The organism is Acidovorax sp. JHL-3, from assembly GCF_000526295.1.
Lineage (GTDB): Bacteria > Pseudomonadota > Gammaproteobacteria > Burkholderiales > Burkholderiaceae_C > Acidovorax > Acidovorax defluvii.
The window spans coordinates 2,722,368-2,744,107 of record NZ_JAFU01000001.1 but is presented as its reverse complement, the minus strand read 5'-3'; the positions used below and the strand labels follow the sequence as shown (position 1 = coordinate 2,744,107).

The 21,740-nt window shown below is 63.6% G+C and carries 20 protein-coding genes; 5 read left to right on the top strand and 15 right to left on the bottom strand.

Annotated features, from left to right (window positions below; all coding sequences use genetic code 11):
- Positions 1-204: 204 nt before the first annotated feature.
- Both K226_RS0112815 and trpB read right to left on the bottom strand, forming a co-directional pair.
- Positions 205-543 (bottom strand): YggL family protein, encoded by a 339-nt coding sequence (locus K226_RS0112815; RefSeq protein ID WP_024815195.1) that lies wholly within the window; start codon positions 541-543, stop codon positions 205-207.
- Between the two features lie 100 nt (positions 544-643).
- Entirely contained in the window at positions 644-1,852 is a 1,209-nt protein-coding gene (trpB, locus tag K226_RS0112810) for a tryptophan synthase subunit beta (RefSeq protein ID WP_024815194.1), read from the bottom strand.
- Between the two features lie 216 nt (positions 1,853-2,068).
- Between trpB and K226_RS0112805 the strand changes: the two genes are divergently transcribed.
- Positions 2,069-2,461, top strand: coding sequence for a hypothetical protein (locus K226_RS0112805; RefSeq protein WP_024815193.1), 393 nt, complete (start codon positions 2,069-2,071; stop codon positions 2,459-2,461).
- A 157-nt stretch (positions 2,462-2,618) separates the two neighbouring features.
- On the top strand, positions 2,619-2,921 hold the full coding sequence (locus K226_RS0112800; protein WP_024815192.1) for a monooxygenase: 303 nt from the start codon (positions 2,619-2,621) through the stop codon (positions 2,919-2,921).
- Positions 2,922-3,032: 111 nt separating this feature from the next.
- Here the strand turns inward: K226_RS0112800 and K226_RS19840 are convergent, their stop codons facing one another.
- The 10 genes from K226_RS19840 to K226_RS20285 all read right to left on the bottom strand — a co-directional run bounded on the left by K226_RS19840 (position 3,033) and on the right by K226_RS20285 (position 10,507).
- Positions 3,033-3,356: a hypothetical protein gene (locus K226_RS19840; RefSeq protein ID WP_155886520.1), complete on the bottom strand. Its 324-nt coding sequence runs from the start codon at positions 3,354-3,356 to the stop codon at positions 3,033-3,035.
- Positions 3,357-3,661: 305 nt separating this feature from the next.
- Positions 3,662-3,844, bottom strand: coding sequence for a hypothetical protein (locus tag K226_RS19835; RefSeq protein ID WP_155886519.1), 183 nt, complete (start codon positions 3,842-3,844; stop codon positions 3,662-3,664).
- A gap of 133 nt (positions 3,845-3,977) precedes the next feature.
- Complete coding sequence (locus K226_RS18970) at positions 3,978-4,283, bottom strand: hypothetical protein (protein ID WP_202899887.1); 306 nt, start codon at positions 4,281-4,283, stop codon at positions 3,978-3,980.
- 297 nt (positions 4,284-4,580) lie between these two features.
- Complete coding sequence (gene mmsB / locus K226_RS0112790) at positions 4,581-5,480, bottom strand: 3-hydroxyisobutyrate dehydrogenase (RefSeq protein ID WP_024815191.1); 900 nt, start codon at positions 5,478-5,480, stop codon at positions 4,581-4,583.
- A 106-nt stretch (positions 5,481-5,586) separates the two neighbouring features.
- Positions 5,587-6,027, bottom strand: coding sequence for a TfoX/Sxy family protein (locus K226_RS0112785; protein WP_024815190.1), 441 nt, complete (start codon positions 6,025-6,027; stop codon positions 5,587-5,589).
- 59 nt (positions 6,028-6,086) lie between these two features.
- A complete protein-coding gene (locus K226_RS0112780) occupies positions 6,087-7,253 on the bottom strand; it encodes an acyl-CoA dehydrogenase family protein (protein ID WP_024815189.1) in 1,167 nt (388 codons plus the stop codon).
- A 39-nt stretch (positions 7,254-7,292) separates the two neighbouring features.
- Positions 7,293-7,688: a lysozyme inhibitor LprI family protein gene (locus tag K226_RS0112775; protein WP_369795434.1), complete on the bottom strand. Its 396-nt coding sequence runs from the start codon at positions 7,686-7,688 to the stop codon at positions 7,293-7,295.
- Between the two features lie 168 nt (positions 7,689-7,856).
- The gene (locus K226_RS0112770) at positions 7,857-9,374 is read right to left on the bottom strand and encodes a CoA-acylating methylmalonate-semialdehyde dehydrogenase (RefSeq protein ID WP_024815187.1); all 1,518 of its coding nucleotides are present in this window, start codon (positions 9,372-9,374) and stop codon (positions 7,857-7,859) included.
- Positions 9,375-9,675: 301 nt separating this feature from the next.
- The gene (locus K226_RS0112765) at positions 9,676-10,308 is read right to left on the bottom strand and encodes an AAA family ATPase (protein ID WP_024815186.1); all 633 of its coding nucleotides are present in this window, start codon (positions 10,306-10,308) and stop codon (positions 9,676-9,678) included.
- Between the two features lie 4 nt (positions 10,309-10,312).
- The gene (locus K226_RS20285; RefSeq protein ID WP_238324225.1) at positions 10,313-10,507 is read right to left on the bottom strand and encodes a hypothetical protein; all 195 of its coding nucleotides are present in this window, start codon (positions 10,505-10,507) and stop codon (positions 10,313-10,315) included.
- Between the two features lie 327 nt (positions 10,508-10,834).
- Here K226_RS20285 and K226_RS0112755 point away from each other — a divergent pair, with 327 nt between their 5' ends.
- Positions 10,835-11,737 carry a LysR family transcriptional regulator gene (locus K226_RS0112755; protein WP_024815185.1) on the top strand — a complete coding sequence of 301 codons (903 nt, stop codon included), beginning with the start codon at positions 10,835-10,837 and terminating at the stop codon, positions 11,735-11,737.
- Between the two features lie 242 nt (positions 11,738-11,979).
- On the opposite strand, the gene K226_RS19550 is transcribed toward K226_RS0112755, so the two are convergent.
- The 3 genes from K226_RS19550 to K226_RS0112740 form a co-directional block, all read right to left on the bottom strand.
- A complete protein-coding gene (locus tag K226_RS19550) occupies positions 11,980-12,138 on the bottom strand; it encodes a DUF3309 family protein (protein ID WP_081739379.1) in 159 nt (52 codons plus the stop codon).
- A gap of 196 nt (positions 12,139-12,334) precedes the next feature.
- Positions 12,335-12,802: a CopD family protein gene (locus K226_RS0112745; protein ID WP_024815184.1), complete on the bottom strand. Its 468-nt coding sequence runs from the start codon at positions 12,800-12,802 to the stop codon at positions 12,335-12,337.
- A 189-nt stretch (positions 12,803-12,991) separates the two neighbouring features.
- Positions 12,992-14,389: a GGDEF domain-containing protein gene (locus K226_RS0112740; protein ID WP_024815183.1), complete on the bottom strand. Its 1,398-nt coding sequence runs from the start codon at positions 14,387-14,389 to the stop codon at positions 12,992-12,994.
- Between the two features lie 257 nt (positions 14,390-14,646).
- On the opposite strand from K226_RS0112740, the gene K226_RS0112735 reads away from it, so the two are divergent.
- Positions 14,647-17,832: an EAL domain-containing protein gene (locus K226_RS0112735; RefSeq protein WP_024815182.1), complete on the top strand. Its 3,186-nt coding sequence runs from the start codon at positions 14,647-14,649 to the stop codon at positions 17,830-17,832.
- Between the two features lie 317 nt (positions 17,833-18,149).
- The gene (gene smc / locus K226_RS0112730) at positions 18,150-21,674 is read left to right on the top strand and encodes a chromosome segregation protein SMC (RefSeq protein WP_024815181.1); all 3,525 of its coding nucleotides are present in this window, start codon (positions 18,150-18,152) and stop codon (positions 21,672-21,674) included.
- The last annotated feature ends 66 nt before the right edge of the window (positions 21,675-21,740 follow it).

Here is a 21,740-nt window from a genome sequence, read left to right as displayed (position 1 = left end):
AACCGGAAAGGCTCAGAGGGCGAAGCAGGTGCCGAGTTGGCTGACGTCAACACTTTAAGCCAACGCCTAGCTTTTAAGGCACCGGGGGCTTTTTCATGTCGGCTCGGCCGGGAGTGCGGCGTCAGTTTGCTTTCAAAGCAATAGCGTTCAGCGCTGATTGCACGGGGTCTAGGGGCCTAAAAGGCACTCCATCGCCCCCGGCATTCAGTGTTCCACGTACCACGCATCCTTCAAGGCGCTCACCGTGGCCTCGGCCACTTCTGGCTGTGCGGCAAGCCAAGCCTGGGTGGCTTGGCGGTCGTCCTCGGTGGCAGAGCCGCGCAGGTATGCCATTACGAAACCCTCGCTCACCCAGCCAGATGCTGCCAGGTTGCGGGGCAGGATCAACTCGTTCAGAAGGCGGTCCATCAGCGCCTCTTCCTGGTCGGGCGTCAGGGTCTGCTTCAACTTCAGCTCGTACTCGAACCCGAGTTCCTGAAATTCGCCCACGCGCATCTTCTTGCGAAGGCGTCGGCTGCGTTGCTTGTTGAATGGAAGTGACATGGAGATTGCTCGTAAAAGGTGAATGAGGATGCGTGCCCGCGATTGTCGCCCGGAAGGCGCCGCGGGCCCGGATACGCGCGGGGCTTGTGCCGCCGGGGCGTTAAATCCCCAGTAACTTCGCCACGTAATCCGCATCCTTGTCGCCACGGCCGGAGAGGTTCACGAGGATGTCGGTGTCCTTGCTCAGCGTGGGCGCCACGCGCATTGCCCAGGCCACGGCATGGGCGCTTTCCAGCGCGGGGATGATGCCTTCCACGCGCGAGAGCTGCATGAACGCATCCAGGCATTCCTTGTCCGTCGCCGACTCATACTGCACGCGCCCGATGTCCTTGAGGTAGCTGTGCTGCGGCCCCACGCCAGGATAGTCCAGGCCTGAGGCGATGCTGTGCACGGCGGCGGGCACGCCGGGGGCGTCTTCCAGCACATAGCACTTCATGCCGTGGATCTCGCCGGGCTTGCCCATGCTCAGCGTGGCCGCGTGGCGGCCGGGCTTGTCGGTGCCTTCGCCCGAAGGCTCCACGCCCACCAGCTTCACGCTGGCATCACCAAGGAAGGCGGTGAACATGCCCATGGCATTGCTGCCGCCGCCCACGCAGGCGGTCACGTAATCGGGCAGCTTGCCGTGCTTGGCCTGGAACTGCTCGCGCGCCTCGCGGCCGATGATGCTCTGGAAGTCGCGCACCATCATCGGGAACGGGTGCGGGCCCACCACCGAGCCGATGGCGTAGATGTAGTCCGTGGGGTTGGTCAGATACTCCTCGAAGGCGCTGTCCACGGCTTCCTTCAGCGTGGCGGCGCCGCGCGTCACCGGCACCAGCTTGCAGCCCAGGATGCGCATCTTGGTGACGTTGGGGTGTTCTTTTTCGATATCCACCTGGCCCATGTGGATCTCGCACGGAATACCCACCAGCGCGCAGGCCGTGGCCAGCGCAACGCCGTGCTGGCCCGCGCCCGTCTCGGCAATCACCTTCTTCTTGCCCATGAACTTGGCCAGCAGCGCCTCGCCCAGGCAGTGGTTGATCTTGTGCGCGCCGGTGTGGTTCAGGTCCTCGCGCTTGAGGTGGATCTGCGCGCCACCCAGCTGCGCCGACAGCCGCCTGGCGTGAAAAATGGGGCTGGGCCGGCCCACGTAGTCGGCACACAGCTGCGCCAGCTCGTCCTGAAAATCCTGCCGCTGCGTGATTTCGGCATAGGCGGCGTTGATGTCGTCCATGGCCTGCTTGAGGTGCGGCGGCACCAACTGGCCGCCATAGGGGCCGAAGAAGCCAGCGGTGTCGGGCATGGGGGCGAAGTCGGTAGAAGCTGTCATCGCAGATGGTGGAAGAGGGTGGTTAAAAGAACTTCAGTTTTGATAGCTGCCCGCGCTTTTCTGGCGTGCGCTACAAGCCATTTTCATGCTGAACCATTGCGGCGCCCTTACGGGTTGCCAGCCGCAGCACGGGCCAATATACGCCCATGCCGCGCCCCACGGTTCGATGCATGCCCCCCGGTTGCGGCGCCGCACCGCGCCGCCACAGAATCGCCCATGCACCTGCAACCCTACCAAAGCGTGAACGGCACACCCTTCACCGCCACGCGCGACGATGTGATCCGTGCCCACGGCCAGCCGCGCAGCGAATCGCGCAACTCCGTGGGCCTGACCGCGCTGGACTATGGCGATGTGGTCTACCGCTTTCAAGACAGCGGCCGGCTGGAAGAAGTGACCGTCGGTGCCGAGGTGCTGCACCTGGGCCCCGTGGCCGTGCCGTTCCGCGACCTGGCAGCGTTCGTCCAATCGAGCGACAGCACGGTTTTTGACCGCGCGGGGTTTCTCGTCAGCCCGCTGTACGGAATTGCCTTTGTGCCGGGGGAGCCCTGCTGGGTGACGGCGCTGGCGCGGCATTGCATGGCAGAGTGGGTGGCTCTCAGGGTCTCGTAAGAGAAAATTCCCAATCGCGCTGGCAGGTGTGTCTCGGGTGCTTTTTGCTCGGACCCTGTGCAGCCCCGGGCAAAAAGCCGACAAGCCCGTGTGTCACGTATTCTTGAAACATGCACTGTGCATAAGCGCCCAGTTTTCTCGCATCAAAGGAGTTTTTATGAGCTACATCCTTCAAGTTGATTTTCCGTACACCGGCCCCTGGGGTCAGGAAATGGCCGCAGCCATGGACGGACTTGCCCGATCCATCGCCAATGAGCCCGGTTTGGTCTGGAAGATTTGGACAGAGAACCAGGAAGCCAACGAGGCCGGCGGTATCTATTGCTTCAAGGATGCCCAGAGCGCACAGGCTTATTTGGCCATGCACACCGCACGGCTGAAGAGCTTTGGAATCTCTCAGGTGAATGGCAAGATTTTTCTCGTGAATGAAGCGCTGTCGAAGATCGATGCCGGACCGGTTTAGGAATTTGATCGATCATCAACTAAAAAGGCGCGATGAAGCGCCTTTTTTTGTGAAACCTAATAGGGCGCTTAATTGGAATCTGACCCCAGTTATTGTGACCCCAGTTATTGTTTACCGCCTCATGTCATAAACGTCGCTTTCTATAATCATTTTAAATGATGAACCGTTTGAAATAATTATTGCAGTAGGGCGATATGAATATTGATACCCATAACCGGCACACGTGAGAATCTTGTTGTCATCAAATATTATTACTCTGTCATACTCGCATCCTTCAAAGCTATCTGACTTCTTTCCGTTTCCGTCTTGGTAGCCTGCAACTGTCTTGCTCGCGATGATTGTGTACCCGACAAAGCGGGCGAGCTGACTGGTTATATCTGCGAATGCAGATGTTGTACTCGTTAAAAACGCCAGCAGTAAGAGTTGTTTTTTCATTTTTACGAACCTCCAAATGATGATGCCTAACTGTCGCCCTGAGTTCAGCTGCCGCCGTAGACGGTTGGCTGCGACGAAAGGTTAGGCTAGAAATCCAGCTTACTTACTCCGAACTTCATGCAGAAGAGTGCAAAAGCTATGAATGCAATATAACCGAGCACTTGAATAAGTTTTCCCCAGAATGCTTGCTTGATATTTTCTATTCTTTCTGAGCGCGATCTAACTGGTGATTTGTTCATATCTCAATAGTTTCAAATGTGTCATTAACTGTTCGTTGGAGTCTGTTTGATCATTGAGAGGCCGAGTCAAGTACCTAGGCCAACGCCAATTATGTCAGTTGCTATGAATGCTGGATTTCCTGACATGACAGCAATCGCGCAGGCAATACCAGCACCGATAAAAACGGTGGTTTTTGATTTTCCTAGTGCAGCAGCAATCACTGGTGGGATAGCGTGTCCTGCCGCTACGACAATTACAAACAAACTCATTTTTTCTCCACAAGAGTAGTTCAAGCGTGTGACATTTAACGTTTGACGTGAGGGGCCGCCGTAGCGGCGAAGCCGCGAAGGGAACCCACAAGCGCAGCTTGTGGGCGGTCCCTCTCGATGGAATGGTTAGCCTTCATGGCGACGCCACCAACTGGGCGATGATTGCACCCACCGATAGGGCTAGTGCAACCAAGGACACGCCAAGCGACCAGGCAAATTTAGAGTGCTCTTGGTCTTGACCAGCAAGAATGGCTGCGAGGTACGGCAAGTTTATGGCGTGACGCAGGTCACCAGCTCTTTGGGTGAACAGATGGACATAACTGTTTTCGCCAGATTGATACCGATACTTATGATCAAGGTGATAGTAGAGGTAGCCAAATAAAACATGCTTGTCGGTATCAAGCTTTTTCGCGAGCGCCTCAAGATCGATTGCAACCATGACCTTGCCAACATGTGAGCCTTCTACGGGGAAAGATTACTCATACGTATCGTAGATGCAGCGGAGCACTTGTCTTTCGGTGGGAATGCGCTTGGACATAATGGCTAACTAGAATTAGACGACTTCAGTTCAACTCACACTCGCCGGATAAAAACAGTGCACGTCGAGTTTTCCCTGGGGTTTTGCGGCTTGCCGCTATTTAGGCAAACCTAAAAATTTGCAGTCGAAAAATGACAACGGGCGCTGTAACTACATGCTACAGCACCCGTATTGTGATCGGCTGACAGAAAAACCCAGCTATGCCTGCTTCTTCTGAAGCATCTTGATCACGCTCGAGAAATCCTCTCCGCCGTGCCCCGCAATGCTGTGCGCCGCGTAGATCGCGCGGGCCATGCCGCCCAGTGGGGTGCTGGCTTTCACGGCTGTGGCGTTTTCCTGGGATAGCCCCAAGTCCTTGAGCATCAAGTCTGTGCCAAAGCCACCTGTGTAGCCCTTGCTGGCGGGGGCGTTTTCGTGCACACCGGGGTAGGGGTTGTACTTTTCCAGCGCCCAGTTGCCGCCCGAGCTGCGGCGCATGATTTCTGACAGCACCTTGGGGTCGAGGCCGTTGGCCACGCCCAGGGCGATGGCCTCGCTGGTGCCGACCATCAGAATGCCCAGCAGCATGTTGTTGCAGATCTTGGCGGTCTGGCCTGCGCCCACGGCGCCGGCGTGGAAGATGTTGGCACCCATCTTTTCGAGCAGGGGGCGGGCGCGCTCCAGTGCGGGGGGCGTGCCGCCCACCATGAAGGTGAGGGTGCCCGCAATGGCGCCACCGGTGCCACCAGAAACGGGGGCGTCGATGAAGTCAACGCCTTGCGCTTGGGCGGCCTGGGCCACTTTTTGGGAGGTGGCGGCGGCGATGGTGGAGCTGTCGATCACCAGCGCCCCCTTGGCGATGTGGGCCAGCAGGCCGCTCTGGCCGTTGCTGCCCAAAAACAGCGCTTCCACATGCTGGCTGGCGGGCAGCATGGTGATGATGGCCTCGGCGCCTTGCACTGCGGCGGTGGCGCTGGCGGCAATGGCCACGCCGTCAGCGGCCAGCTTGTCGCAGGCGGGTTTTGACAGGTCGAACGCCTGGACTTCGTGGCCTGCCTTGAGCAGGTTCAGGGCCATGGGGCCGCCCATGTTTCCGAGGCCGATGAATGCGATTTTCATGGTGTTGTCTCCTTGTGGTGATGTGGGTGATGGGTCGGAAATTTTTATGAATTTGATAGCTGCTAGCGCTTTATGGATAAGGGCTGGGGGCTAAAAAGGCTTGAAATTACGGAGAGTCGTCGCCAAAAATGCTGTGGCGCTTGCCGCTGGGGGTTGGCGGCGTTGGGGGTGGTTGCGGGCCGGCTGCCGCACGTTTGCGCGGTGGCGTGGCTTTGGCTTGCGGGTTGTAGGCCAGGGCTTCTGCGAACCACAAATTCCATTGCGCACGCGTGGCGTAGCCGTTGGGCTCGATCCAGAAGTAGCCCTGCATCTTGCCTTCGGGCGACAGCTCGCGCGTGTTCTGCATTTCCTGAAATTCGGCATGCCGTGTGGGCGGCAATCGCACCAGCAGTTCGTCGCCCTTGATGCCCATGCACAGCTTGCCGTCCACAAAAAAGCAGTAGCTGCCAAACAGCGTGCGTTCTTCCACATCGTTGCGCTGCGCCAGCGCGGCGCGCACGGCGTCGATCAGGTGCAGGGTTTCATCGCTGAGAGGGCGGGCGGGCATGGTTTACATGAAATGGGCTGCTAGCGCTTTATGGATAAGCGCAATCAGCTATGAAAAAGCTAGCGAATGACATCGGGCGCATCGCCTTCGAGCATGCGCCGCGCAATGATCACGCGCATGATTTCGTTGGTGCCTTCGAGGATCTGGTGCACGCGGGCGTCGCGCAGCAGGCGTTCCAGCGGGTATTCGCGGATGTAGCCGTAGCCGCCGTGCAACTGCAGGGCATCGTTGACCACGTTGAAGCCCGCATCGGTGGCGAAGCGCTTGGCCATGGCGCAATAGGTGCTGGCATCGCGCGCACCGGCGTCGAGCTTGCTGGCGGCCAGGCGCACCATCTGGCGCGCGGCAACGAGTTCGGTGGCCATGTCGGCCAGCTTGAACTGCAGGGCCTGGAAGCTGGCGATGGATTTGCCAAACTGCTTGCGGTCGTGCATGTACTGCTGGGCGGCGTTGAGTGCGCCTTGCGCCGCGCCCACCGAGCAGGTGGCGATGTTGATGCGCCCGCCGTCCAGCCCCTTCATGGCGATCTTGAAGCCTTCGCCCTCGCGGCCCAGCAGGTGGTTGGCGGGGATGCGCACGTTATCAAAGCTGATGGTGCGTGTGGGCTGGCTGTTCCAGCCCATCTTGTGTTCCTTCTTGCCATAGGTGATGCCGGGCGCATCGGCGGGCACCACAAAGGCGCTTATGCCGCCCGCGCCCGAGGCAGCGTCGCCCGTGCGCGCCATCAGCACCAGCACATCGGTGGCGCCCGCGCCGCTGATGAAGGCCTTGCTGCCATTGAGGATGTATTCGTGGCCCGCCAGCTCGGCGCGCGTCTTGAGCGAGGCGGCGTCCGAGCCCGCGCCGGGCTCGGTCAGGCAGTAGCTGGCCAGTTTCTGACCGGTGGTGAGCAGCGGCCCCCAGTGGTCGCGCACCGCGGGCGTGGCCCAGGTGCCCAGCATCCAGGTGGCCATGTTGTGGATGGTGATGAAGGCGGTGGTGCTGGGGTCCACGGCCGCCATTTCTTCAAAGACCAGCGTGGCGTCGAGCCGGGGCAGGGCGAGGCCACCGGCGGCTTCAGGCGCATACAGGCCGCAAAAGCCCAGCTCGCCCGCCTTGGCAATCGCCTCTTTGGGGAAGATGCCTTCGGCATCCCACAACGCCGCGTGTGGGGCCAATTCGGCCTGGGCAAAGTCGCGTGCGGTCTGGGCAAAGGCGCGTTGTTCTTCGGTGAGTTCAAAGTCCATGGGGGAATCTCGCAGGTGTCTTGCGACTAATGGGGTCTGTCAGGGCTTTGCAGGCGTGTCGGCGCTGAGCCAGCGCATGATGCCCTGGCGCCGCTGCTGCGTTTCGCGCGTCAGGCACTCGTGGTAGGTGCGCGGGCCATCGGGCTGCTGCTCGGTGGCCCGCGTGGCCTGCTTGCAGCGGGCAACGCGATCGCGCTGCCAGGCGCTGTGCTCCTGGCGCAGCTGCGGGCGCTCGTGGGCCGACAGGGCCCGCATCACGTCGCCATACAGCACGGCAATGGTGGTGTCGGCCGCCTGAAAATCCTGCACCGCGCAGGCATTGACCTCAGCCACGGTGCCACCCGGGCGGCAGGCGGCGCCCGCCTGTGCCCAGGCACCACCCACCTGCAACGCAAGCAGGGCGGCGATGACGATCGGCTGACAGCCCCTCATCATTTCAGCTATCGCTAGCGCTGCGCGCCGCCCGCGTCGCATGCAACGGGCGCGACCCAGGCCAGGGCTCCCGCGCAAGGGCCGCCCCGCCGCGCCGGGAGCGTCCCCCTGCCCGCAGCGCGCAGCGCTGCGAGAGCGGGGGGAAGGCCCGAAGGGCCTCAGGGGGGTGTTTCATTTCAGGCTAATCGTCGTGTTCACGCCCTGGCCAGCGGTGCTGTCATCAAACCAGCGTGCCGTCACGGTCTTCGTCTGGGTGTAGAACAGGATGACCTGCTTGCCGTAAGGGCCCAGGTCGCCCAGCTTGGAGGCGCGCGAGCCGGAGAACGAGAACAGCGGCACCGGCACAGGCACCGGCACGTTGATGCCGACCTGGCCGACGTCAATCTCTTCCTGGAACTTGCGCGCTGCAGCGCCACTTTGCGTGAACACGGCGGTGCCGTTGCCGTTGGGGTTGGAGTTGATGAACTCGATGGCTTCGTCCAGGTTGGCGGCGCCCACCAGGCACAGCACGGGGCCAAAGATTTCCTGGTCATAGATCACCATGCCGGGCTTGACGCCGCTGAAGATGGTTGGGCCGACGAAGTTGCCCTTCTCGTAGCCGGGCACGGTAGGCTTGCGGCCGTCGAGTTCCAGCGTGGCGCCGTCGGCAATGCCGCGTTCGATCAGGCCTTCAATGCGCGACAGTGCGGCGCACGAGATGACGGGGCCCACGTCCGTGCCCTTTTCGGTGCCGCCGCTGATCTTGAGCGTCTTGGCCTTGGCCACCAGGTCGGGAATCCACTTCTGTGCTTCGCCCACCAGCACCACCACGGGCAGGGCCATGCAGCGCTGGCCAGCGGCGCCGAACGAGGCACCGGCGATGGCGTTGAGGGTCTGCTCCTTGTTGGCGTCGGGCAGGATGATGGCGTGGTTCTTCGCGCCCATCATGCACTGCGCGCGCTTGCCGGCCAGGGTGGCGCGGTTGTACACATGCGTGCCCACCTTGGTGGAGCCCACGAACGACACGGCCTTGATGTCCGGGTGGTCGCAGATGGCGTTCACGGCCATTTCGCCGCCGTGGATCACGTTCAGCACGCCGGGCGGCACGCCAGCTTCGAGGGCCAGTTCGCACAGGCGCATGGTGACCATGGGGTCTTGCTCGGAGGGCTTGAGCACGAAGGTGTTGCCCGTGGCAATGGCCATGGGGAACATCCACAGCGGGATCATGGCCGGGAAGTTGAACGGCGTGATGCCGGCGCACACGCCCAGGGGCTGCAGCAGGGTGTAGGTGTCTACGCCGCCAGCCACGTTGTTGGCCAGCTCGCCCAGCTGCAGGTTGCCGATGCTGGCGGCATGCTCCACCACTTCCAGGCCACGGAACACATCGCCCTCGGCGTCGGGCAGGGTCTTGCCCTGTTCGGCCGTCAGCATGGCGGCCAGTTCGCCCATGTTTTCGCGGATGAGCTGCTGGAGCTTGAGAAAGACGCGGGCGCGCGCGCCGATGGGGGTTTTCTTCCAGGTCTTGAAGGCTTCCTTGGCAGAGGCCACGGCAGCGTTGATTTCTTCAGCGGTGGCAAACGGCACGCGGGCCAGCACCTGCTGCGTGGCGGGGTTGACCACGTCGCGCCATTCGGTGGTCTTGGATTCGACGAACTTGCCGCCGATCAGCAGCTTGACGGTGGGGGCCTTGACGGCGGTGGATGCATCCATGGGTTTTGTCTCCTGAATAAGAACGGGGCGGCAACAATGCCGACTGCACGCATGGTAGCTGTGCGAAATTATCTGCACAAGAGACAATAACGCACCTGAGATTTGCAAATTTGCACAGTGCGGGCCGCCTGGGATGCCGCTCGGAGACCGCCATGGGCCGGGCCAACTGCATCACCTTTTGCCTGCGGCCGTGCCTTTGCTGTGGCACCGGGTGGTGGCTTACCCATTTGCTCCTGAAAAAAATAGCTGTAGACGCTTTATTTGTAAGCGCCAAAGGCATTTTTGTTGGATTTTTACGGTGCTATTCAGTCCCGGCTGTACCCAGCACGCGTTGCGCCCAAGCGGGCAGGCGAGCTGCCAGTGTCGTGGTGGCACTGGCGGTGCGAACGGCCACCAGGCGTGTGCCGCCTTCGGTCACGTCCATGGCGTCGTAAAGGTAGGCCGCATCGGCCCATTGCACGGCCTGCGTGAGGTGGGCCATGGTGCGCGGGTAGCGCGCCAGGATGCGCTCGGGTGGCACAGGGTGGCCGCCTTCGCGCACGCGCTGCGCCACACGGTCGAGCAGGCGGGCCGGGTCGTCCAGCGCCACGATGTACAGCGCAACGGTAAAGCCGTGGCGCTGCGCTTCTTTGATCAATGCCAGTTTGGACGGGTGGGAGAACACGGTTTCACTTGCAAACGGCGTGCGATCTGCGAGCAGGCGTGCGCGGCGCGCGTCGGCCCAGGCGCGGGCGGCTTCAGAGCGCTCCTGGGCATTGGCGATGTGCTGCAGATATTCGCGCTCGTGCAGGTCGGCGTTCACGAATTCCAGCGGTGGGCCCAGCAAGCCTTCGCGCACCAAAGCGCGGTAGAGGGTGGACTTGCCCGCGCCATTGGGGCCGGCGAGCAGATGGAACCACAGCGGCGGGGGCGCTGCGGTGTGGGGCCGTGCCATGTGCTCAGGCTGCGTGGGTCTGGTTTGCACGCACCACTTCGCGCACGCGCTGGGCCAGCGAGCCGCTGGTTTGCGCAGCCAGCAGCCGGGCGGTCAGCGCGTCCACCGAGGTGGGAGCCGTGGCCTGCGCGCGGGGCGCGGCTTCATATTGCTCGATGGCGGAGCGTGCTTCTTGCACGCTCAGGCCGGTGTGCTCCACGATCTGGCCCAGCGTGGCCCAGTATTCAATCTAGCTGGCCACCGAGCGGCGCATGGGCTGCGCAGCCTGGCGGGCCTGCTCGACGAGGGTGTGGGGGAGCTTGACCGATGCAAACGGGGTGGATGCCATAAGGATCTCCTGATTGGCGCATTTTGCGTCAATTGGCGACTGACGGCAAGTTGTCGCCGGGAGGATTCATCCACGCGAACGACTGCTGACGTCATGAACGGCGTTGGTGCAAAAGTACCGGTGCAAGAGACAATGGAATGGTTGTATTTTGCAAATTTGCACATCGGTAGGCCCTTGGGCTGCCGCACGGAGACCGCCATGGATTGGGACAACCTGCGCTATTTTCTGGAACTGGCCCGTGCCGGCACGCTGGTGGGTGCGGCGCGGCGACTGGCGGTGGACCACACCACCGTGGCCCGGCGCCTGCAGGCGCTGGAAAAGCAGGTGGGCGCCGCCCTGTTTGCGCGCGAGGCGGGCGGCCATCGGCTCACCGAGGCCGGGCGCGCGCTGCTGCCACAGGTCGAGGCCATGGAGGCCGCCTTTCTGGCCGTGGAAAATGCTGCGCCTGGCGTGCGCCAGGGCCTGCACGGCCTGGTGCGCATTGGCACCACGGAGGGTTTTGGCAACCTGATTCTGGCGCCGCAACTGGCGCGCTTTGCACTAAGCCACCCCGGGCTGGTGGTAGACCTGCTGGCACTGCCGCGCCTGGTGCACCTGTCGCGGCGCGAGGCCGATATCGTCATCTCGCTGGAGCGCCCGGCGCGCGGTGCGGTGCTGGTGGTCAAGCTGACCGACTACGTGTTGCAGCTCTACGGTGCGCGCAGCTACCTGGAGCGCTATGCCCCCATCTGCACGGCCGACGACCTGCGTGGCCACACCTTCATCAGCTATGTGGACGACCTGCTGTTCAGCAAAGAGTTGCAGATTCTGGATGAACTGCACCGCCCCGCACACTTTGCGCTGCGCAGCACCAGCATCCTGGCGCAGTACGAGGCGGCGCGGGCTGGGGCGGGGCTGGCGGTGTTGCCTGCGTTCGTGGCAGCGCAAGACCCGGCGCTGATACCGGTGTTGCCGGGCGTGGCGCGGTTTCAGCGCACGTTCTGGATGTCCATGCCCGGCGACAACAAGCATGTGGCCCGAATGCAGGCCACCTGGGCCTTCTTGCGTGAGGCTGTGGCGGCCAAGCAAGGGCTGCTGTTGCCGCAGATAAACACTATTTAATCAATAGCTGCTCGCGCTTATCCCATAAGGGCTAACGCCATATTTCATTTGATTTTTAATCTGCTTCAACCCAAGAGCTGCTGAGCGCGACCCCAACAACAAAAGGCCCGGCCCGAAGTGGGCCAGGCCAGGCCCGAGCGAAAAGACGGGCGGACGGCTTTGGGCGACGGGGTTGCTGCACGCCTTGGGCAAGCGTGTAGCCCGCCCGGGTGGCGTGTGCCTTCAGGCCGCTTTGGCGTGCGTCAGATTTTGCCCATGAGCAGCAACACCACCAAAATCAGCACCACCAGACCCAGGCCGCCGCTGGGCCCGTAGCCCCATGAGCGGCTGTGGCCCCAGGTGGGCAAGGCACCGACCAGAATGAGGATCAGGACGATAAGAAGAATCAGCGAAAGTGACATGGTGTTTCCTGGTGAGGGTGAATCACTGCATTCTTCTCGCACTGCGGGCCGGGGCACGCAGGTGCATGGCTTGCCGTTGTGTCAGCCATTGCCGACAGCCTGCATGGCGCGGCCTTGGCGGGCAGGGCTGCGTGTGGCAATCGGGCTGGAACGGGGCAGGTGGCAGGACTGGCAAGAGGGCCAGTAAGAGGGCTGATTACATCAGCAGTGCCACCGCCACCGTGAGCACGCCCAGAGCGAGGTTGATGCCCACCCAGGTGCGGATGCCGATCAGCGCTTTGCCGCCAGTGGGCCAGTCGGTGGCGGCGACGGCGCGTTGCAGGCGTTTGTACAGGGCGAAGCGGATGTGGCCGAAGATGGCCACCATCACCAGGCCGAGCGTGGCCATCACAGTCCAGCCCAGCGGCATGGCAAAGCTGCCACCCGATTGCACGACCTGGCGTGCGAAGTTGCCGATCATCCACACGCCGCTGGCCAGCATCAGCACCACGGCCACCAGCACGGCGGCAAAGAAGCGCTCAAGCACGTCGTGCATGAGCCGCACGCGCACTGCGGGCTCCAGCGCCTGGGTGGCGGGGCGCAGGAAAAAGTGGGCAAACACCATGCCGCCGACCCAGACGACGATGGACAAAAGGTGAATCAGTTTCAGGCTGGCATAAAGCATGTTGCAGGGCTCGCGAAGGGTAGGGAAAGGCCGAAAATACGGGATTTGCCGTCCGCGCAGCATGGGTGCGCTGCGCCGGGCCCTCAAGCCGTGGGGGCATTGCGACGTTGCTGGGGTACCGTTGCTGCCACTACTGCCACTACTGCCACTTTTGCCACCACTGTGTCGCAGCAGGGCATTCAGAGCCTGTCAGTGGGGCGCATCAGGCTGCGGCGGGTCCTGCGGCGCCAAGCCGGGCCGACCGGTGGGGTCGGCGATGCGCACCTGGTTGCCGCCGCTTTTCTTGGACTGGTACATCGCTGTGTCGGCATGGCTGAGCAGCAGGCTTTCGTCGCTGCCGTGGTCCGGGTAGATGGAAATGCCGATGCTGGGCCACATGGGGACCTGGTTGCCATCCAGATCAAAAGGTTGGTTGAAGGCGGCCAGGATTTTTTCTGCCACCGCTGTGGCATGTTCGACCGCATGGCCGCTTTCGACCAGCAAGACGAACTCGTCGCCGCCCAGGCGCGCCACCGTGTCCGAGGCACGCACGCATTCCAGCAGGCGCTGCGCCACCCGCTGCAGCAGCAAGTCTCCCATTGCGTGGCCGAGTGTGTCGTTCACCTGCTTGAAGCGGTCCAGGTCCACAAACAGCAGTGACAGCAGGGTCTGGTCGCGTTGCGCCCGGGTCAGCGCGGTTTTCAGGCGGTCGAGAAACAGCTGGCGGTTGGGCAGGTGCGTAAGCTGGTCGTACTGCGCCATCTGCTGCAGTCGATTGCGCATCTGGGTGCGCTCTATGGCGGACGCCACCTGGGTCGAGACGAACTGCAGCAGCTCTTTGTCCCGATGCGAGTAACGCGCCTCCTCGGAGTAGCCTTGCAGCACCAGCGCGCCCATCACGCCCGCCTGGGTGTGCAGCGGCACACCCAGCCAGTAAAGCGGCCGGGGGGCAGCTGCCATGTGCGGCGCCGTGGGGGGCAGGGTGTCGGGGGTGAGCAGCAGCGTCTGCCCGTTTCGGATGACGTGCGAGCACAGGGCATCTGCATCCAGTGGGCGGGTTGCGGGGGGCGGATGGCGCTCGTTCACGTGGTACGGAAAGCTGACCGTGTCGGTCAGGTGGTCGTGCAGCGCCACCGAGAAATTGGAGGCAGGCAGCAGCGTGCCGATGGTCTGGTGGATGTGCGCAAACAGCGAAACCAGGTCTTCTGCCGCCTGCGCGGCCTCCGAGATGGAATAGATGGCCGCCTGCAGCGATTCGGTGTGCTTGCGCTCGGTAATGTCGTGTGCCACCGCCAGGCGCACCTGCTGGTCGTCTACCCAGCGTGCCGTCCAGCGGATATGGACGATCTGCCCATCCTTGCGCACATAGCGGTTCTCGAAATGCAGCTGGAGCTGGCCTTCGGTCACGCGTTCTGCCTGGCTCTGGGTGGCGGCGAGATCTTCCGGGTGCACCATGTCCAGCATGCGCCTGCCAATGACCTCTTCGGGGGCATAGCCAAAGATTCGCTCGAATGCCGGACTGACATACACGATGGAACTGTCGGCCTTGACGATGCACACGGCGTCGAGGAGCAGGTCCACGACGTTCGGGGGGGCAAGGGTCTTCATCGCAGAGAAAGAAAATTCCGGCAGACCGGATGAAAAGCAGGCATGGGGCGCTGTGGGATGCGAGTGACGGCCCCATTGTGCCTGCGCACGAATGGGCGTGGGGTTGCCATATGGGGTGTGCAGGCAATGCCTTGCGCGTTGCTTTGTGCCACTGCAGCAAGGGCGGGCCAGAAATTGCCGCTATTCTCGGGGCCGGTTTCCTTGGTTTTTTTGGCGCTCCATCACCTGGCTGTCACACTGCAACGCTTCAAATTTTGATGGTATTCACTGGTAACCCGCTCCGCCACCGGCATTGGCTGCTCGGTTTTGCCGTTGCCATTGCGGGGCTTTTGACAACATTGTGGCTGGCACAGCAGCAGGCGCGGTCGGTGGCAACGATCTCCGAGGCCCGTTTTCTGCAGGAAGCGCGGGCATTTTCGGACGCCTTGGCCCAGCGCATGGCCACACACACCGAAATCGTCAATGGCCTGCGCAGCCTGTTCATGGTCAACCCCGTGCTCAGCCGCGCCGAGTTTGAGCGTGCCGCCCGCGAACTGGATGTGCGCCAGCGCTACCCCGGGGTGCGCAATCTTGCGTTTACCCGCTATGTGACGGCCGAACAGCGCGCGGCGTTCGAGGCGCGCGTGCGGGCCGACACGTCGGTCAACCCGCAGGGGCTGCCTGACTTTGCCATTCACCCCGCGGGCGCGCGCCCCGAGTATTTTGTGGCTGAGTACCTCTGGCCTGAAGAGGGAAGCAGGGGCCTGCTGGGCCTGGACATCAGTGTCCAGCCCGCCAACCTAGAGGCCATGCACTACAGCCGCGACACCGGTAAAACCGTGGTGTCCGCGCCGTTCGAATTGCTGCAAGAAAAAGACCATCGCACGGCCTTTGTGCTGCGGGCGCCCGTTTTTGGCTCCGCCCCGGTGGGCGGAACGCCCCCTTTTCTGGGCGCGGTGGCTTCCACCATCCGGGTGCACGACCTGATGGGGAGCCTGCGCGAGCTCGGTTACATGAATGGCATCGCGGTGTCGATCGCCGACCGGGGCGCGGTGCATGCCCTGGCGGCAGGTGCCAAGGGCCGCAACGGCGAGAGCGGCAGCGCCGAGAGCAACCCAAAGGGGCTTCCCCTGCTGGCGCTGACGGGCGTGCCACTGGCCTCGGCGGCGCTGCATGAGGTGGATTTACAGGTGCACGACCGCCGCTGGCGCCTGAGCTTCTTTCCCGCCAAGGATTTCCTCTCTCCCTCCGAGCGGCGCCTGCCGATGCTGGCTGCCATGGCAGGCACGCTGCTTTCTGTGCTGCTGGCGGCACTGGTGGTGTTGCTGGGGCGCCAGCGTGCGCTGGCCCTGGCGCAGGCGCAAGTGTCTGACGATGCCCGGCGCCAGAGCGAAGAGCGTTTCAGCGCCGTTTTCAGGCAGGCGGCCGTGGGAATGGCGCAAATCGACACGCAGACCGGGCGGTTTGTGCGCGTCAATCAAAAATATGCCGACATCGTCGGCTACTCGGTGGCGCAGATGTGCAAGACCGATTTTCAGAGCATCAGCCACCCCGCAGACCTGCCAGAGGACCTGGCCCGCCTGGAGCGCCTGAAAGCCGGCGACATATTTGAATACCACATGGAAAAGCGCTATTTCCACCAGGATGGCCACACCCTGTGGGTGGACCTCACCGTGTCTTCGATGTGGGCGCCGGGCGAGCCGCCCGGCTTTCACATCGCCGTGGTGCAGGACATCACCGAACGCAAGCAGATGGAAGACAGCCTGCGCGGCAGCGAGCTGCGCCTGCGCGGCATTTTGCAGCGCCTGCCGGTGGGTGTGTGCCTGGTGCAGGCAGACGGGCTCATGAAGTTTCGCAACGACCAGTTTGTGCAGATATGCGGCTACACCGAAGACGACATTCCCAGGGGCGAAGACTGGTGGCCCACGGTGTACCCCGACGTGCAATACCGCGAGCAAGCCCGCACTACCTGGATGGCAGCGCGCGCCAAGGCCATCGAAGGCGACGGCACCATTGCCTCGGGTGAATACACCATCCACTGCAAGGACGGCCAGCAGCGCACCGTGGAAATTGCCGGTGTCATCGTGGACGGCGGCCACCTTTTCACCCTGGTGGATCTCAGCCAGCGCAAGGCCGACGAAGAGGAAATCCGCTACCTGGCCTTCTACGACCCGCTCACCCACCTGCCCAATCGCCGCCTGCTGCGGGACCGGCTGCAGCAGGCGCTGGCCACCAGCGCCAGGCACCAGCGCAGCGGCGCCTTGCTGCTGCTGGACCTCGACAACTTCAAGACCCTCAATGAAACCCGGGGCCACGAGCGGGGCGATGCCCTGCTGCTGCAGGTGGCCAAGCGGCTGCGCGACTGCGTGCATGAGGACGACACGGTGGCCCGCCAGGGTGGCGATGAATTTGTGGTGGTGCTGGAAGACCTGGGCGACAACCCCGAAGAGGTGGCCGCGCGCAGCGAGGAAACCGGCCAGAAGATCCTGTCGGCCTTGCGCGCGCCCTACGAGGTGGATGGCGAGGTCCACCACAGTTCGCTGAGCATGGGCATCACCGTCTTCAGCGGCCTGCGCGAAACCGTGGACGAGCTGCTCCAGCGCACCGACCTGGCCATGTACCAGGCCAAGTCGGCGGGGCGCGACACCTTGCGTTTTTACGACCCGCAGATGCAGGCCGCCGTGAGCGCACGGGCCGCCATGGAGCTGGACATGCGCGCGGGGCTGGCCCAGAGCCAGTTCGAGCTGTATTACCAGCCGCAGATCGAGCATGGCCGCATCACCGGCGCTGAGGCGCTGCTGCGCTGGCGCCACCCAAGCAACGGCTTTATCTCGCCGGCCCAGTTCATTCCGCTGGCCGAAGAGTCGGGCCTGATCCTGCCGCTGGGCGAATGGGTGCTCAAGTCGGCCTGCGAGCGCCTGGCGCTGTGGGCGCAGCAGCCCGGCCTGGCCGCGCTGAGCCTGGCCGTCAATGTGAGCCCGCGCCAGTTTCACCAGGCCGGTTTCGTGCCCCAGGTGCTGGCGGCACTGGCGGGCGCGGGTGCCGACGGGCACCGCCTCAAGCTCGAATTGACCGAAGGGCTGTTGCTGGAGGATGTAGAGGACACCATCGAGAAGATGGGCCAGCTGCGCGCTTACGGGCTGGGGTTTTCGCTGGACGACTTTGGCACGGGGTATTCATCGCTGGCCTACCTCAAGCGCCTGCCGCTTGACCAGCTCAAGATCGACCAGGGCTTTGTGCGCGACGTGCTTACCGACCCCAACGACGCGGCCATTGCCCGCACCGTGGTGGCGCTGGCCACCAGCCTGGGCCTGCGCGTGATCGCCGAGGGGGTGGAAACCGAGGCGCAGCGCGAGTTTCTGGCCCGCAACCATTGCCACGCCTGGCAGGGTTATCTGCTGAGCCCGCCCGTGCCCGTGGCCGAGTTTGAAGCGCTGGTGCAGCGCACCAACACTGCCCACTGATGGCGAGGAGGCCGCTGGGCCTGCTCCCGCCGCAGCCCGGGCGCAGGCGAATCAGCGCCGGGGGCTGCGCGATGCAGCATCTGTTTATCAATTTTGATAGCTGCTAGCGCTTGCTGAATAAGCGCTAGAGGCCATTTTTACCCAATATTCCACAGAGGGGCTGCGCCGGTACCCGGCAGGTGGCCCACGGGCCAGGGAGCGGCCGGTCGGCGCGGTATCATTCCGGTCCGGTTCCAGCCTGCGGGTTTTCCCCGTGGATGCGTGCGGCCCCGGTTATTCCCTGGCTACTTCCTCTTATTTGCCTTCACCTCTGACCCGTGCGTCTTACCTCGATCAAGCTTTCCGGCTTCAAGTCGTTCGCTGAGCCCACCAATTTCATGCTGCCCGGGCAACTGGTCGGCGTGGTGGGCCCGAACGGCTGCGGCAAGTCCAACATCATGGACGCCGTGCGCTGGGTGCTGGGCGAGAGCAAGGCCAGCGAGCTGCGCGGCGAGAGCATGCAGGACGTGATCTTCAGCGGCACCACCACCCGCAAGCAGGCCAGCCGCGCCAGCGTGGAGCTGGTGTTCGACAACTCCGACCACCGCGCGGGCGGCCAGTGGGGCCAGTACGGCGAGGTGGCCGTGCGCCGCGTGCTCACGCGCGACGGCACCAGCAGCTATTACCTGAACAACCAGCCCGTGCGCCGCCGCGACGTGCAGGACGTGTTTCTGGGCACGGGCCTGGGCCCACGCGCCTACGCCATCATTGGACAGGGCACCATCAGCCGCATCATTGAAAGCCGCCCTGAAGAGCTGCGCCTGTTCCTCGAAGAGGCCGCCGGTGTCTCCAAATACAAGGAGCGCCGCCGCGAGACCGAAAACCGCCTCTCGGACACGCGCGAGAACCTCACCCGGGTCGAAGACATCCTGCGCGAGCTGAACGCCAACCTCGAAAAGCTCGAAAAACAGGCCGAGGTGGCCGCCAGATACAACACGCTGCAGGCCGACGCCACGCTCAAGCAGCACCAGCAGTGGTTTCTGAAGCGCGCCGACGCTGAGGAACAGCAGGCCAAGGTGCGCCTGGATGGCCTGCAGGCCGTGAACGACCTCGAATCGCGCATGGCCGACCTGCGCGCGGTGGAGTCTGATCTCGAAACCATCCGCCAGGCCCATTACGCCGCAGGCGACCAGGTCAACCAGGCCCAGGGCAAGCTCTACGAAGCCACGGCCGAGGTCGGCAAGCTCGAAGCCGAGATCCGCTACGTGGTGGAAGGCCGCCAGCGCGTGGAGCAGCGCCTGGTCACGCTGGCCGAGCAGATCACCCAGTGGCAGACCCGCAATGAAGAGGCCGATATCGAGCTGGAAAACCTGGCCGGTGCCGGGGTGGATGCCGAAGAGCGCGCCGAGATGCTGGCCGCCCAGGTCGAAGAGCAGGCCATGCAAATGCCGGACCTGGAAGAAGCCCTGCGCCAGGCCCAAAGCCGCACGGCAGAGCAGCGCAGCAGCGTGGTGCAGGTGCAGCAGCAGATCGGCGTGCTGGCCGCCGAGCAGCGCAGTTTTGACGAGCAAAGCCGCCAGCTCGATGCCCGCTTCGAGCGCCTGCGCACCGACCGCAACGCGCTGGCCGCACCCGATGAAGCCCGCCTGAACAACCTGCGCGAGCAGCTTGAAGAAGCGCAAGAAATTGCCGAAACCACCGAGGCCCGCCTGCACGAGCTGCAGGAATCGGTGCCCCAGCTCGACGACGACCGCCGCGCCCGCCAGCAGGCCGTCAACAGCGAGAGCGCGCGCCAGGCTGACCTGTCGGCGCGCATGGAGGCGCTCAAGGCGCTGCAGGAAAAGGTCAAGACCGACGGCAAGCTGCGCCCTTGGCTGGCCAAACATGGCCTGGACGGACTGCAAGGCCTGTGGAGCCGCATCCACATCGAACCCGGTTGGGAAAACGCCCTGGAAGCCGCGCTGCGCGAGCGCCTGGGCGCACTCGAAGTAGGGCGCCTGGAGATGGTGCGCGGCTTCCTGGGCTCTGGCGGCAACGACGCACCGCCCGCGCGCCTGGCCTTCTACAGCGCCCCCGCTGCGGGACACCCCGAGCCATCGTCACCCCACGCCCGCCTGTCGGACCTGCTGCGCCTTCAGGATGCCGGCCTGCGCGCCGTGTTGATTGACTGGTTGCAGGGCTGCTATACCGCGCCCACGCTCGATGACGCGCTCGCCCGCCGCAGCACGCTGCAGCCTGGCGAAGTGGTGTTTGTGCCCACAGGCCACGCCGTCAGCGCCCACAGCGTGAGTTTTTACGCACAAGACTCCGAACAATCCGGCCTGCTCGCTCGCGCGCAGGAGATCGAGCACCTCGAAAAAGAGCTGCGCGCCCAGGCCCTGATCGCCGACGAATCGCGCACCGCCCTGGTCCGTGCAGAGTCTGCCTACGCCGACGCCTCGCAGCGCCTGGTGGCAGCACGACGCGAAGCGACCGAAACGCAAAGCCGCGCCCATGAGCTGCAGGTGGAAACCCTGCGCCTCACCCAACTGGCCGAGCAGACCCGCGCGCGCAGCGAGCAAATCGACGCCGACCTGGCCGAGGTGGAGGCGCAGCTGGCCGACCTGCAGGAGCGCCGCGTGGCCGCTGAGGCACGCTTTGAAGAACTCGACATGCAGCTGGCCGACAGCCAGGAGCGCGAGGCCCAACTGGGCGACCGCGTGATCGAAGCCGAGCGCAAGCTCACCGCCTGCCGCGAACAGCAACGCACGCTGGAGCGCCAGGCGCAAGAGGCCACGTTCTCGCAGCGCAGTCTGGAGGCACGCCGGGGCGAGCTGTCTCGCTCCATCGAAACCGCCACCCAGCAGGCCACCGCACTGGCTGACGAACAACAGCGTGCTCGCGACGAGCTGGCCCGCCTGTCCGACGCTGCGGCGCAGGGCGGCCTGCAGCAGGCGCTGGAGGCGAAGATGGAGCGCGAGAAAGCCCTGGCCGCCCAACGCAGTGAATACGACGACCTCACCGCCAAGCTGCGCGCCAGCGACGAGCGCCGCATGCAGCTCGAACGCGCGCTCGACCCGCTGCGCGCCCGCATCACCGAGTTCCAGCTCAAGGAACAGGCAGCGCGCCTGGGCCTGGAGCAATACACCACATTGCTGGCCGATGCGCAGGCCGACCTGGAGGCCGTGGCGAAATCCATCGAGGAAGGCAACGTTCGCATCAGCGGCCTTCAAGGCGAAATCGACCGACTGCACCGCGAGATCGCAGCCCTGGGCGCGGTGAATCTGGCCGCGCTCGATGAGCTGAAACTGGCCAGCGAGCGCAAGGTGTTCCTCGATGCGCAAACCGCCGACCTGACCGAAGCCATGAACACGCTCGAAGACGCGATCCGCAAGATTGATGGCGAAACGCGCCAGCTGCTCTCGGGCACCTTCGATACCGTCAACGCGCACTTTGGCCGCATGTTCCCCGAGCTGTTCGGCGGCGGGCAGGCCAAGCTCATCATCACCGGCGACGAGATTCTGGACTCGGGCGTGCAGGTGATGGCGCAGCCACCGGGCAAGAAGAACCAGACCATCCACCTGCTGTCGGGCGGCGAAAAGGCGCTCACGGCCATTGCGCTGGTGTTTGCAATCTTCCAGCTCAACCCCGCGCCGTTTTGCCTGCTCGATGAGGTGGATGCGCCGCTGGACGACGCCAACACCGAGCGTTATGCCAAGCTGGTCTCCAGCATGAGCAAAGAAACCCAGTTCCTGTTCATCAGCCACAACAAGATCGCCATGGAAATGGCCGAGCAACTGATTGGCGTGACCATGCAGGAGCAGGGCGTCTCGCGCATCGTGGCGGTCGATATGGAGTCTGCCTTGTCGATGGCGGAACTATGAGCACCCCTGAGTCGCTTCGTGCCTTCCCCTCAAGGGGACGACGCCCTCGCTGCGGGGCGGCCCTTG

Excerpts from the sequence above, each read along its gene's own strand:
- K226_RS0112815 (WP_024815195.1), bottom strand. The coding sequence starts at position 543 with ATGTCACTTCCATTCAACAAGCAACGCAGCCGACGCCTTCGCAAGAAG.
- trpB (WP_024815194.1), bottom strand. The coding sequence starts at position 1,852 with ATGACAGCTTCTACCGACTTCGCCCCCATGCCCGACACCGCTGGCTTC.
- K226_RS0112805 (WP_024815193.1), top strand. The coding sequence starts at position 2,069 with ATGCACCTGCAACCCTACCAAAGCGTGAACGGCACACCCTTCACCGCC.
- K226_RS0112800 (WP_024815192.1), top strand. The coding sequence starts at position 2,619 with ATGAGCTACATCCTTCAAGTTGATTTTCCGTACACCGGCCCCTGGGGT.
- K226_RS19840 (WP_155886520.1), bottom strand. The coding sequence starts at position 3,356 with ATGAAAAAACAACTCTTACTGCTGGCGTTTTTAACGAGTACAACATCT.
- K226_RS19835 (WP_155886519.1), bottom strand. The coding sequence starts at position 3,844 with ATGAGTTTGTTTGTAATTGTCGTAGCGGCAGGACACGCTATCCCACCA.
- K226_RS18970 (WP_202899887.1), bottom strand. The coding sequence starts at position 4,283 with ATGGTTGCAATCGATCTTGAGGCGCTCGCGAAAAAGCTTGATACCGAC.
- mmsB (WP_024815191.1), bottom strand. The coding sequence starts at position 5,480 with ATGAAAATCGCATTCATCGGCCTCGGAAACATGGGCGGCCCCATGGCC.
- K226_RS0112785 (WP_024815190.1), bottom strand. The coding sequence starts at position 6,027 with ATGCCCGCCCGCCCTCTCAGCGATGAAACCCTGCACCTGATCGACGCC.
- K226_RS0112780 (WP_024815189.1), bottom strand. The coding sequence starts at position 7,253 with ATGGACTTTGAACTCACCGAAGAACAACGCGCCTTTGCCCAGACCGCA.
- K226_RS0112775 (WP_369795434.1), bottom strand. The coding sequence starts at position 7,688 with ATGATGAGGGGCTGTCAGCCGATCGTCATCGCCGCCCTGCTTGCGTTG.
- K226_RS0112770 (WP_024815187.1), bottom strand. The coding sequence starts at position 9,374 with ATGGATGCATCCACCGCCGTCAAGGCCCCCACCGTCAAGCTGCTGATC.
- K226_RS0112765 (WP_024815186.1), bottom strand. The coding sequence starts at position 10,308 with ATGGCACGGCCCCACACCGCAGCGCCCCCGCCGCTGTGGTTCCATCTG.
- K226_RS0112755 (WP_024815185.1), top strand. The coding sequence starts at position 10,835 with ATGGATTGGGACAACCTGCGCTATTTTCTGGAACTGGCCCGTGCCGGC.
- K226_RS19550 (WP_081739379.1), bottom strand. The coding sequence starts at position 12,138 with ATGTCACTTTCGCTGATTCTTCTTATCGTCCTGATCCTCATTCTGGTC.
- K226_RS0112745 (WP_024815184.1), bottom strand. The coding sequence starts at position 12,802 with ATGCTTTATGCCAGCCTGAAACTGATTCACCTTTTGTCCATCGTCGTC.
- K226_RS0112740 (WP_024815183.1), bottom strand. The coding sequence starts at position 14,389 with ATGAAGACCCTTGCCCCCCCGAACGTCGTGGACCTGCTCCTCGACGCC.
- K226_RS0112735 (WP_024815182.1), top strand. The coding sequence starts at position 14,647 with ATGGTATTCACTGGTAACCCGCTCCGCCACCGGCATTGGCTGCTCGGT.